Source organism: Vibrio sp. V12_P9A6T4 (assembly GCF_963874835.1).
GTDB classification, from domain to species: Bacteria; Pseudomonadota; Gammaproteobacteria; order Enterobacterales; family Vibrionaceae; genus Vibrio; species Vibrio anguillarum.
The window spans coordinates 1-12,638 of the sequence record NZ_CAWNJO010000046.1 but is presented as its reverse complement, the minus strand read 5'-3'; the positions used below and the strand labels follow the sequence as shown (position 1 = coordinate 12,638).

The window sequence follows — 12,638 nt, the reverse complement described above, 5'->3', positions numbered from 1 at the left end:
TGTCTTTTATTGGTGTTTAGGTATGCAATAAGATTTTGTGTAAACAAATAATTACAGGTGATGAGATGCAAAAAAGTGAACTAAGTAATATTAATATCAGTGATGAGCAAGTGCTGATCACTCCGGAACAATTAAAAGCTAAGCTGCCGCTCAGTCATCATGCTCGCCAGTTCATCCAACACTCTCGTCAGACAATTGCCAATATTATCCATAAAAAAGATCACCGTTTACTGGTGGTGTGCGGCCCTTGCTCTATTCATGATATTGATGCGGCAAAAGAGTACGCAAAGCGCTTGAAATCACTCTCAGAGCAGTTGAGTGATCAACTGTACATTGTCATGCGTGTTTACTTTGAAAAGCCGCGTACAACGGTTGGCTGGAAAGGGCTGATTAACGATCCTCATCTTGATGGCAGTTTTGATATCGAACATGGTTTACACGTTGGTCGTCAATTGTTAGTTGAGCTAGCGGAGATGGAGATCCCTCTGGCGACCGAAGCGCTTGATCCGATCAGCCCTCAATATTTAGCTGATACATTCAGTTGGGCGGCGATTGGTGCACGCACTACGGAATCCCAAACACACCGGGAAATGGCCAGTGGTTTGTCGATGCCGATTGGGTTTAAAAACGGCACCGATGGCAATTTAGCAACGGCAATCAATGCGATGCAGGCGGCGTCATCCAGCCACCGCTTTATGGGCATTAATAGTGAAGGGCAAGTGGCCTTACTTACCACTCAAGGCAACCCAAATGGACATGTCATTTTACGTGGCGGTAAGCAAACCAACTACGATTCAGTGTCGGTCACCGAGTGTGAGCAAGAGATGGCAAAACATAAATTGGATGCGTCGTTAATGGTGGATTGCAGCCATGCTAATTCACGTAAAGATTACCGTCGTCAGCCGTTAGTCGCTGAAGATGTGATTCATCAAATTCGTGAAGGAAATCAGTCTATTATTGGCTTGATGATTGAAAGTCACCTCAATGAAGGTAATCAATCTTCTGACCTTCCTCGCAACGAAATGGAATACGGTGTATCGATTACGGATGCCTGTATTAATTGGTCATCAACTGAGGCACTATTACGACATGCTCATCAAGAGCTCGTTCCGTTCTTAGAAAATCGCCTAAAAAAAGGTGAATAAAGGGAAGTGCCATGGCTGTTGAACTTAACGAATTACGTGATCAAATTGATGCTGTCGATAAACAAATGGTCGAGCTGCTTGCACGCCGATTAGCTTTGGTTGAAAAGGTGGGGGAAGTCAAGAGCCGACATGGTCTACCGATTTATGCTCCCGATCGAGAAGCGGCGATGCTGGCTTCTCGCCGCGCTGAAGCGGAAAGAAAAGGCGTCCCGCCACAACTGATTGAAGATATTTTGCGCCGTACTATGCGTGAATCTTATGCCAGTGAAAAGGATTCTGGCTTTAAGTGCTTAAACCCAGAGCTGCGCTCTGTGGTGATTATTGGCGGTCATGGTCAACTTGGTGGTTTATTTGGCCGTATGTTCAAACTGTCGGGCTATCAGGTGAAAGTATTAGGCAGTAAAGGTTGGCATCAAGCCGATGAGATACTGCATGATGCCGGTTTGGTTGTAGTGACGGTTCCTATTCACTTAACCGTCGGTGTGATTGAAAAACTTGCTCATTTGCCTGCCGATTGTATTTTGTGCGACCTCACATCGATTAAGTCTAAGCCGCTACAGGCGATGCTTAAAACACACTCTGGCCCAGTGGTTGGATTACACCCAATGTTTGGTCCAGATGTCCCTAGTATGGCCAAGCAAGTGATCGTCTATTGCGATGGGCGAGGAGAAGAGAGTTATCAGTGGTTGCTAAAACAGTTTTCGATATGGGGAGCGAGTTTGTGCCAGATTGATGCCGCAGAACACGATCATGGCATGACCTTGATCCAAGCACTGCGTCACTTCACTTCGTTTGTATACGGTTTACATCTTTCTAAAGAAAATCCGAATATCCAAAAATTACTGCAGCTGAGTTCACCGATTTATCGTTTAGAACTGGCGATGGTTGGACGGCTTTTTGGTCAAGACCCTCACTTGTATGGCGATATCATTTTCTCATCGGAAGAGAACGTTGAGATGATAAAACGTTTTCATGCTTGTTTTGGTGAGGCGTTAACCTTACTTGACGGGCATGAGAAGCAAGCTTTTGTGGAAAACTTTAGCAAAGTGAGTGATTGGTTTGGCAGTTATTCACAACAATTTATGCTTGAAAGTCAAAACCTGTTAAAACAAGCGAACGATGCCATTCATCGTGTTTAAGGCTGTCTGAACGGCGAGTGCGGTTGTTGTGAATACGGCCGCCGCTTATTCTTCCGGTTCATCCCCTAAATCAGACAAGTATTCCAGTTCGCGATGGAGCAAACTTTCATCACCCATGTTCAATTCAACTAAACGTTTCAAATGGCCAATACTTTCAATATCAATGTGATTGATGCTGACACGAATAATGTTGTTTTGAATGTGGATCAACTTGGCGACTAGATTAATAGTGACATCGCTGTCTGGTAGTGTGAAATGGACTTGTGCCATTTCATTGAGCACTAATTTGTCCGCGTCAGGGCATGAGAGCAATAACCCATGCAGCGACAAATCCTGAATCGTTGTGGTGACGGTATGTTTACCTTGCAATAAGGTGGCAGGCATCTGATAGATGATGCGTGAAAAGCGACGTCTTTCAATCATGGTACTCTCTCTTGTTGAGCGTTGACCTGTGCCAGCTTCGGCTCTGTATCGATCATTGAAAAATTATACCCATTAAGTTTAGACCTAATTGAAGGCAGTGTCGCGAATCCTGCATCTTGTTGTGTGATGCGTGATGTACAAGTAATAAAAAGGCCGCAATAGATTGCGGCCAGAGACTTCAAATACAGAGTTATTTGGTCATACGCTTGTATTTAATGCGGTGTGGTTCAGCCGCTTGAGCGCCCAATGTCTGTTTTAACCACTCAGTGTATTCGCTGTAGTTGCCTTCATAGAATTTCACTTCACCTTCATCACGGTAGTCCAGAATGTGGGTCGCAATACGGTCTAGGAACCAACGGTCGTGCGAGATAACCATGGCGCAACCAGGGAATTCCAGCAGCGCCTCTTCCAATGCGCGTAGTGTTTCAACATCCAGATCGTTGGTTGGTTCGTCGAGTAATAGGACGTTGCCGCCAGCTTTAAGCAATTTGGCTAAGTGAACACGGTTGCGCTCACCGCCCGATAGCTGACCGAGCACTTTTTGTTGATCGACGCCTTTGAAGTTAAAGCGAGAGCAGTAAGCACGCGCAGGAATTTCAAAATTGTTGATCTTGATAATATCCGCCCCTTCAGAGATCTCTTGGAAGACGGTATTTTTGTCGTTCATGCTGTCACGGAACTGATCAACCGAGGCTAATTTCACGGTTGCGCCCAATTCAATTTCACCAGAATCTGGTTGCTCTACGCCACTTAGCATTTTAAACAGCGTTGATTTACCCGCACCGTTAGCTCCGATGATACCGACAATCGCTCCTTTCGGCATGCTAAATGACAAATTATCAATCAATACACGATCACCAAACGATTTGGTTAAGTTGCGAACTTCCAATACTTTGTCGCCTAAACGTTCGCCAGGCGGGATGAAGAGTTCGTTGGTTTCATTACGTTTTTGATGTTCAGTATTATTAAGTTCTTCAAAGCGTGCCATACGTGCTTTGGATTTTGCTTGGCGGCCTTTCGGGTTTTTACGAACCCATTCCAGCTCTTTTTCAATCGTTTTTTGGCGAGCACTCTCTTGAGATGATTCTTGCTTTAAGCGTTCATCTTTCTGTTCGAGCCACGAGGTGTAGTTACCTTGCCAAGGAATGCCTTCGCCGCGGTCAAGTTCTAAAATCCAACCTGCAGCATTATCAAGGAAGTAACGGTCGTGGGTGATGGCGACGACTGTGCCTGAATAGTCGACAAGGAAGTGCTCTAGCCAAGCAACAGATTCCGCGTCTAGGTGGTTGGTTGGTTCGTCAAGCAGCAGCATATCTGGCTTTTCAAGTAGCAAACGGCAGATCGCCACACGGCGGCGCTCACCACCAGACAAAACGGCGATTTTAGCATCCCATTCTGGTAGACGAAGTGCATTGGCCGCACGTTCTAAAGCGTTCTCTAAATTATGGCCATCTTTGGCTTGAATCAGAGCCTCGAGCTCACCTTGCTCTTTGGCTAACGCATCAAAATCGGCGTCGGGTTCTGCATATGCCGCATAAACAGCATCGAGGCGAGTTAGTGCGCCAGCCACATCAGAAACGGCCTCTTCCACCACTTCACGCACGGTTTTTGATTCATCCAGTACTGGTTCTTGAGGCAAGTAGCCGACTTTCAATCCTGCTTGCGGGCGTGCTTCCCCATCAATATCAGTATCGATGCCAGCCATGATACGTAACAGGGTGGATTTACCTGAACCATTGAGACCTAAAACACCGATTTTAGCTCCAGGGAAAAAGCTCAGAGAGATGTCTTTGAGAATTTGACGCTTAGGCGGGACAATTTTACTCACCCGCGACATGGTATATACGTATTCAGCCATTGCCGATTGTTCCTAATCTTAGTAACAGAAGAAAGTGGTCATTTTATACCAAAGCGATCGCATTTGTTACTAGGTACCTAATTTTTAGAGCTTAGATGGTGTTTTTCATCGATAAAAAAGTAACGAAACATTAAGTTACTAAGTTCATATGTCGCACTTTTATGAATTTAATATTATTTACATCTATGGCCTTTACTTTTTTATCTAGAATCAGCGTAATGAAACGGAAATTCCCTTGCTTTGGATAGGACGAGAGCACATGGCGCTCATGCATTTTATAAGACCGCAGCGATTGTTATCATCAATATTAGCGTTGAGCTCCTTGGTGTGCGGCACCGCGTTTTCAGGCGCAATAGAGGATTTGGATAGTCAACGAGAGCTGTATGATCAAGCTCAGAGGTGGCTTGATGAAGATAAAGTTGATGAAGCTAAAAAAATTAGAAATAAGATCAAAAACTATCCATTGACGCCTTATCTGGATTATCGATCTCTGCTGGTCGATATTGGTAATAAACCGCCATTAGCGGTTCAGGTTTTTATCGATACACATCAAGATTTCCCGTTTTCAAACCGCATTCGAGCACCGTATTTAGATGCGTTGGCGGCGAAAGGAAAATGGGCCACCTTGCTTGATTTTCAAAAAGCGGAGCCGAATGATGAGCCTTATCGCTGTCATTACTACAATGCGCATTACCAAACAGGCCAGCGAGATATTGCGTTCAAAGGCGCACAAAAATTATGGCTCAGTGGCAGTAGCATTTCTGACGCCTGCGATCCACTCTTCACCGCATGGAGTGAGCAAGGCGGGTTAACCGATGATTGGTTGCTTAAACGAATGTTATTGGCGTTTGATGGGCGTAATTTAACGCTAATGAAATACTTACAGAAAAAATTAGTTAAGCCAAAATCACAGGCGACAGCGCAAGCGATGATGGATCTCTACCGCTCGCCAGAAAATGTGCTGACTTTTACTAAACAATACACCGATGGCACGTTTAATCAGCAGTCGATTCAATTTGCGTTAGAAAAGCTAGCACGCCAAGATGCAAAGCTTGCGCAAAGTGTGTACCAAACTCTTCTCGATCAGAAAATACTGGCGGATGCTTATCAGCGTCCTATTGCAGAATATATAGCCAGAATATTGCTCGATACCGAGGAGCAAGTACTCGCAAACTGGCGAGATAGTGTGATAGCGCAAAGCTCAAACAGTCTTTTGCTCGAGCAGAGGATCCGCAAGGCACTGACCGTTGGTCGTTGGGATGAAGTTAAATTCTGGACAGAGCAGCTCCCCGCTGATGAAAAAGCCAGCTTACGTTGGCAATATTGGCTTGGGCGCGCTGATATTGCGTTGGGTGATGAAGCCAAAGGATTACAACGTTTAAATGCGATGATTGGGCAACGTAATTTCTACAGTGTCGCCGCCGCTAATATGGTGAAACAGTCAGTAAATTATCCCAGTACATCGATTAAGCTTAATCCCAATTTATTGACGCCGTATAAAAAAGCCTTAGTACGGATCCAAGAGCTGATTGAACGAGATAAAATCGCGGCTGCAAAAAGTGAATGGAAATGGTTACTCGATCGTGCAGATACAAAAGAAAAAGAGATGCTAGCGGCCTACGCCGACTCCCAACGTTGGTATAGTTTAACTGTGACAGCCTCTATTTCGGCGCGGATGTGGGACAACATGCAATTGCGTTTTCCATTAGCCCATCAATGGTGGTTTAACTTCTATGGCCAAAAACACGACATTGACCCAATTATGCTGATGTCACTTGCTCGTCAAGAAAGTGGAATGGATGTTGAGGCTCAATCGCCCGTTGGCGCCCGCGGCATCATGCAGATTATGCCGAGCACGGCTAAGTATACGGCTAAAAAATATCAGCTGACCTATAACGATGAGCAAGAGTTATATGAGGTGGGTAAAAATATCGAAATAGGCAGCCATTACTTAAATGGATTATTAGAGCAATACAGCGACAATCGAATTTTTGCATTTGCTGCCTATAACGCTGGACCAAATCGCGTTAATCAATGGCGAGAGAAAACACAAGGCAAGTTAGATGCTTACGCTTTTATTGAAGCGATCCCTTTTCGGGAAACCCGCGGGTATGTGCAAAATATTTTGATGTTTGAGACTTACTATCGAGATTTGATGGGGATTGAAGGTGAATTTCTCAACCAAGATGAGCTCAATACAAAATATTAATTCCAATACGAAGTGAAAGTTTTACAATAGCGGAACGTATCACTTTGCGAGTACATTCATGCCACACCAACCTGAGTACACTGATTGGCAGCAGCTAATGGAATTGGTTAAATCAGCCACAGAGCAAGAGCAGCACGCAATGCTACTCACCATGATGATGACCCCAGATGAGCGAGATGCGCTCGTGGCGCGTGCGAACATCTTATGTGAGCTACTCAAAGGGGAGTTATCACAGCGGCAGATTAGCCAATTGCTCGGAGTGGGAATTGCGACCATTACGCGTGGCTCAAATGAGCTCAAAAGTAAATCAGAACAAGAAAAGTCGCAATTGGCCGCTCTGCTACTCAAGGTGTCTTAGTGACCCCTTGAGTTCGCTAACTTTTTATAAATTAGCAGGGAAATGCTCTGTGTTGATAAAAGGGATCAGAGCAAGGATCAGTGCTTGATGATAGACAGAGCTGCGAGTGAGTTGGTTATGAGTGAGTAGGCTGATCGCCCCACCTTTCTGTTTGATATTTTGGCAGTCAAACAGTTTATCCATCACATCGCCTAGCTCATTTTCATGGCTTAACAGCTTCAATACTTGAGGTGGTAGCATTAAGCTGGCTGAACGCGATTCTCCTCGATGAGTGGCGGATTCAATCACCATCCACGCAAAAGTCACTGTATTCTCAATGCCCGCTTCTAACCCGACGTAATAATCTGCCGTGGGATCTTGCTCTTTCGCATTTCGTACTCGGTTAAGTGCGCCTTGATGGGTTTCTTCATCTGTCATCGGTTGATCCGCGACACCACTGGGCACACTCACCCCTTTAAATGAGAAAGTATCCAGCGGAAAGGTACTTTCAAATGCACTTTTGACTGCATTGATTTTGGCCGGGTTAAGAGAGGCAATGATCACATTTTTCATAAACAGCGTTTAACTCTTTTTGTTGTTGATACCATGAAACCAACGCATTTAATGGCATTGGTTTGGCAAAATAATAGCCTTGCATGAAATCACATTGGTAATCAGCAAGCCAATTATGCATCTCTTTACTTTCAATCCCTTCGGCGGTGACTTGCATTGATTGAGAGTGGCAAAGTTCGATCAAAGGCTTAATGATCTTGTGATTGTCAGTGGTGATGAGTGTATCTAAAAAAAGCCGATCGAACTTAATTTTTTGTACTGGATATTGCACCAATTGAGTAATGGAGGTGTAACCAGAACCGAAATCATCAATCGCCAATCCGTAGCCTAAATGCGATAGTTCGTGAAGCAGTGGAAAACCTTTTGAATTGGCAGAAAAAGTTTCTGTAATTTCAAAATCAATCAAATGGGGAGGAACTGCATTCTCCTGCGCATGTTTATGAATGTAATGAGCTAACTGTAAAGAGTTTAATTCTGCTGATGAAAGGTTAATCGATAACTGAACAGGGTGTTCAAACATAGCTTGCAGTGCATGGAACTCCTCGAAAGCTGAACGGACGACCCAGCGATCAATGTTGCCAAATAACCCGGTTTGTTCGGCTATCGGAATAAATTCTTTTGGTGAAATCGTACCGAGCAGGTTGGATTCCCAACGAAGTAAAACTTCAAATCCTGAGACTGTATTGCCAGCACGATTTAAATAAGGTTGATAGACCAAGCTAAATTCCTGATCAAAATCACCTCGGCGTAATGCTTGCTCAATATTGGCTCTGCGCTGAACACCCTTATTGAGCTCTGGCGAGTAGTAAGCTATTTGGTTCTTCCCAGCATTTTTTGCTTGATACATGGCCGTATCAGCATTAGATAATAATTTTTCTAAGGTATAGCCATCGGTTGGGTAGGTAGCGATACCAATACTTGCTGTGATAGGGAAATTTCCGAGTGGTGAGTTATGCTGGTTTTGTAATGGGATCAGTAGCTGAGTGGCAAATTCGCTTGCCGCTTGTATAAAACTACTATCAGGTGTAGAAATAAAAATTGAAAACTCATCCCCTGATAGTCGCGCTGCTAGGCTTTTTACTTGATACTTTTCAAAGAAAAAGTTGCGCAATGAGCCAATATGCTGTGCAAAGTTGACTAATAATGCATCACCGACCTGATGTCCATATTTATCATTGACGTATTTGAAATTATCTAAATCAATATACAAAACCCAGATGTTATCGGTGTGTCTTGCGTTTGCTAGCACTCTTTCTACTGATTGTTGAAAGTGGTGGCGATTGGCAAGTTTTGTTAAGTGGTCGTATTCTGCAAGTGCTTTTGTTTTCTTATATGTGGTATCAAGCTCCTGATACATATCGTAAAAACGAGAGGATAGCCGGCCAATTTCATCGTTACTCTTGAGAGTTTCGATATTGTCACGCTGCTTATTCTCTACTTCTTTCAATTGTTGATCTAATTGGGATATGGGCTTGATTACATATCGGTATAATAAATACAAAAGCAGCAACACAGTCACTAGAGTCGATATTCCAAACGACAACGCTAACCGTTTTTTAATGGCATAAAGTTTGTCGTTAATTAGATACTGTGCAGGATCAAGCGTGGCATAAAGATCTGATTTTAATTCAACAGTTTGTGTTAATCCTACCTTTTTAATATCCGCTGCGTCAGTGAAAAAAATGGTACTTCGGTTATCAAATTCTATTTTCTTCATCAGTCGATTAAAGGGTTCGAGTACGACGAAAACAACAACAAAGAAAATTTTATCGCGGTTATAGCTAAGCGGTGTCGTAAGTGTTTGAGTATCTAAAACATCATACCGAACTAGAATACCTTCACCGCTGGAATTTGTCGTATAGTCAACATAAGAGGTTTTCTGTGTGCTATCGAAAGTGTCTTGTATGTGGTTGAGAATTTTTGTATCGATTTTGGCGAAGGGATCACCACTATTTTCGGCATAATAAAGAACATTTTTGCTGCCATCCAAAATCGATAACGCAATGAAATTATTCTCTTGTGATTGGAGAATGTCCAATGTTTGCTGAAAGTTATCAACCAGTTCTAACTCTCGATAAGGGTTGCGCTCATGTGCAACGTAATGACGAATGATATCGCTTTTCGTTAGGGTGTAAGCGTAGCTATTCACCAGGTATTGGGTTTGACGAAAGTGACCCGCGAGTTTTTCCATACTCAGTTGAAGATAGCTTTCTTCTCTTTTCAGCAAAGCATCTTTTTGATTGGAGTAGATAATGTAACTAGATGCCACTGCACTGAGAAGAATAACCGGTGTTATCAGCAACAGAATTCTATTGTTGAGCTTCATGTTGTTCCAAAATACTGTTAATGATTTTTGCTCTCAAACTAATATCGGCAGGGAGCAATTCGCTATCAATAATGCCTTGTTCTAACAAAGCTGGGTTTGGAAATAATGATGCATCATTTCGGTAATTATCTGTCATTAAATTTAGGGCACTTAAGTTTGGTGTCGCAGCTTTAATATCTTTTGCATTTATTGCGGCAACTTCTGGGCTCAATAAGTGGTTTATAAACTCTTTTGCATGCTCTTTATTTTTTGAATTGCTGTTGATGGCTAAACAATCCACCCAAATATAGGGTCGGCCTTGCGGGGTGACAAAATCCCAATCATTGCTGCCAAAATACTTATTCAATGAAAATTGGTCACCGCTGTATGCGAGTGCCATATCTAAGCTATCACTGTCAGGATGGCTTCGGACGTAACTCAATATATATTCATAGGTTAAGATGTTGTGATTCACGGATAGCATCTTTTGATAAGCCTGTTTCAGTGCATTATCGTTATTTGTAATTGGCGATTGTTGTTGGGTATATAATGCTGGCAACAGGGTTTCAACGGTATCGTGAAGCATCCCCACATGGCCTTGAAGTGCTGGTGGCATGTCGATGAGATCAGCCCAGTTTTTGGGTTTGGCTGGAAATTTACTTTTTTTGTAGACGATGCCTACGGTTCCCCAAAAGTAGGGAATGGCGTGGCTACCGCACGCTTGATTCCATTTTGTATCATTATGCTTTCTATTCGGTAGAGTACTCAGATCTTCAAAGGTGTTGAGCCGAGAGTAGATAAGAGCTGATACGTTATCTAACACTACAATATCAAAAGGCAGTTGGACACTTTTGACCATCAATAGACTGCGTTCATCGTCATTATCAAAATGATATAGATTAATATCGATGCCGCTGCTTTGCCGCCATTGATCAACGATTTGCGGTGACATAGTGTCTTCCCACAAATAAATATTGAGCTCTGAGCTTCGAATGTGCGCTGAAATGCCTAGCAGAAATAGCATTAAAGCCAAAGGATGGATTTTCATCATGATATAAGTAGATGAACCTTATTTATTGGAAAAGGGCATCGTTCACAATGAAAGTGTCACAGATATCTTATGACGTGCGGAATATATTCCGTGAATTCAAAGTAAGCTGACAGCCCAAAACATAGTGATTAATTATGTGTGAAATGATTGGGCATTATATGAACTATGTTGATGTCTGTCAGCTGACTTATGTCAAATATTTGACTTAAATGTGATTATTGAAGTTTTACTTGGGTCGGTTTAACATTTTCGCTTGGGTAGCAGCCTAATACTTTTAAATGCTTAGTGATTTTTGTTAGCTCATTCAATGCTTGCTGCATTTCAATGGAATCAAGATGAGATTCAAGATCAACATAGAACATTTCTTCCCAAGGATTACCCATAATAGGTCTCGATTCCAATTTGGTCATATTGATCCCGTAGCGTTGCAGCACTAACAAGCTTTCAACAAGTGAACCAGCTTGTTGCGATGTCGACATGATTAATGTCGTCTTCGCTGGAATTTGAGTAGAGACTTCCACGGGTTTTCGCGCAACAACAATAAAGCGAGTCTGGTTTTCTGTTTGATTGGCGATATCAGATTTGATCGATTGTAAGCCGTACAGTTTACCGCTGGAGGCATTGCCAATTGCGGCAACATCGTTGCGATTAAGCTGCTGTACTTTTTGCATCGCATCAGCGGTGCTCGCACAGGTTTCAAGTGTAACGCCTTTTAGGCGGCTTAAAAATTCGCTGCACTGCTGGTGGGGCTGTGGGTGTGAATAAAGGATTTTAAGCTCTTCCAAACGTAATTCAGAGGTGGCGACCAAGCAGTGCTCAATCGGTAAAGTGAGCTCACCGACAATGTACAAGGTAGTATGTTGCAGCAAATCATACACTTCGTTAATTGAACCTGAACTGGTATTTTCAATCGGCAATACCCCATAGTCGGCATGACCCGATTCAACTGTTTTAGTGACTTCTTTAAACTGATCGCAATTGAGTTCGATCAACTCTGTATTTTTACGACTGAAGTACTCACGGGTTGCAAGATGGGAGTAAGAACCTTTAGCACCTAAAAAAGCAACCCTTGCCAGCGGTTTACGGCTCAGTTGCGGATTGGCTAGATTCTGCAAGTATGCTTGCTGTAGCAAGACGGAGTCTTCAATGATGGTATGAAATAGTTTAGTAATGTACTGAGCATCTAAATTGTATTTTTCTTTACCAGTATTAATCAATTTGACTAAAAGTTGCTGTTCACGTATTGCATCTCTCACTGGTTTTGCGGTTTCCACTTTGCTTTTAGCGACTTCAATGCTGAACTTTCGACGTTCTGCCAGTAGGTTTAGCAGTTGATCATCAAGCTCGTTCAGTCGCAAGCGGATCTCTTCAAGTGAATAGTGCTTTTCAGTCATAAAAATGTCCTTGTAAAAAAGCCTCCCAGTGGGAGGCTTCCTGTTCGTTTTTGACTTATCTTCTGTCAACGACCATGTCTCCAAGGTTATTGGAGAAAAAAGAAGTCAAAAAAGAACTGTGAGGTTAAGTGCATAAGAAGGTGATTTCTCTTTGAATGTAAAGACACAATAAGCAAGCAACCGTAGAGCGTCAAGCAAAAAAAT

General features: G+C 42.9%; 10 protein-coding genes and 1 other annotated feature. Of the genes, 4 read left to right on the top strand and 6 right to left on the bottom strand.

The window, feature by feature from the left end:
• Positions 1-65 precede the first annotated feature (65 nt).
• Positions 66-1,145 carry a 3-deoxy-7-phosphoheptulonate synthase gene (locus AACQ42_RS06680; protein WP_017047889.1) on the top strand — a complete coding sequence of 360 codons (1,080 nt, stop codon included), beginning with the start codon at positions 66-68 and terminating at the stop codon, positions 1,143-1,145.
• Between the two features lie 11 nt (positions 1,146-1,156).
• Complete coding sequence (tyrA, locus tag AACQ42_RS06675) at positions 1,157-2,284, top strand: bifunctional chorismate mutase/prephenate dehydrogenase (protein WP_094164856.1); 1,128 nt, start codon at positions 1,157-1,159, stop codon at positions 2,282-2,284.
• 45 nt (positions 2,285-2,329) lie between these two features.
• Here tyrA and AACQ42_RS06670 read toward each other — a convergent pair whose 3' ends face one another.
• Positions 2,330-2,707, bottom strand: coding sequence for a PilZ domain-containing protein (locus AACQ42_RS06670; RefSeq protein ID WP_013857542.1), 378 nt, complete (start codon positions 2,705-2,707; stop codon positions 2,330-2,332).
• Between the two features lie 190 nt (positions 2,708-2,897).
• Entirely contained in the window at positions 2,898-4,565 is a 1,668-nt protein-coding gene (gene ettA / locus AACQ42_RS06665) for an energy-dependent translational throttle protein EttA (RefSeq protein WP_010319161.1), read from the bottom strand.
• 259 nt (positions 4,566-4,824) lie between these two features.
• Between ettA and AACQ42_RS06660 the strand changes: the two genes are divergently transcribed.
• Both AACQ42_RS06660 and trpR read left to right on the top strand, forming a co-directional pair.
• Positions 4,825-6,774 (top strand): transglycosylase SLT domain-containing protein, encoded by a 1,950-nt coding sequence (locus AACQ42_RS06660; RefSeq protein WP_141195642.1) that lies wholly within the window; start codon positions 4,825-4,827, stop codon positions 6,772-6,774.
• A 58-nt stretch (positions 6,775-6,832) separates the two neighbouring features.
• On the top strand, positions 6,833-7,132 hold the full coding sequence (gene trpR, locus AACQ42_RS06655) for a trp operon repressor (protein ID WP_013857539.1): 300 nt from the start codon (positions 6,833-6,835) through the stop codon (positions 7,130-7,132).
• 24 nt (positions 7,133-7,156) lie between these two features.
• On the opposite strand, the gene yjjX is transcribed toward trpR, so the two are convergent.
• The 4 genes from yjjX to pheA all read right to left on the bottom strand — a co-directional run bounded on the left by yjjX (position 7,157) and on the right by pheA (position 12,434).
• Complete coding sequence (yjjX, locus tag AACQ42_RS06650; protein WP_094164852.1) at positions 7,157-7,684, bottom strand: inosine/xanthosine triphosphatase; 528 nt, start codon at positions 7,682-7,684, stop codon at positions 7,157-7,159.
• Positions 7,656-10,010 carry a putative bifunctional diguanylate cyclase/phosphodiesterase gene (locus AACQ42_RS06645; RefSeq protein ID WP_094164850.1) on the bottom strand — a complete coding sequence of 785 codons (2,355 nt, stop codon included), beginning with the start codon at positions 10,008-10,010 and terminating at the stop codon, positions 7,656-7,658. Before AACQ42_RS06645 ends, yjjX begins: the two co-directional genes overlap by 29 nt.
• The gene (locus tag AACQ42_RS06640) at positions 9,994-11,040 is read right to left on the bottom strand and encodes a polyamine ABC transporter substrate-binding protein (protein WP_094164848.1); all 1,047 of its coding nucleotides are present in this window, start codon (positions 11,038-11,040) and stop codon (positions 9,994-9,996) included. Before AACQ42_RS06640 ends, AACQ42_RS06645 begins: the two co-directional genes overlap by 17 nt.
• A gap of 215 nt (positions 11,041-11,255) precedes the next feature.
• Complete coding sequence (gene pheA, locus AACQ42_RS06635) at positions 11,256-12,434, bottom strand: prephenate dehydratase (protein ID WP_094164846.1); 1,179 nt, start codon at positions 12,432-12,434, stop codon at positions 11,256-11,258.
• Between the two features lie 12 nt (positions 12,435-12,446).
• Positions 12,447-12,565 (bottom strand) — a sequence feature (Phe leader region).
• Between the last annotated feature and the right edge of the window lie 73 nt (positions 12,566-12,638).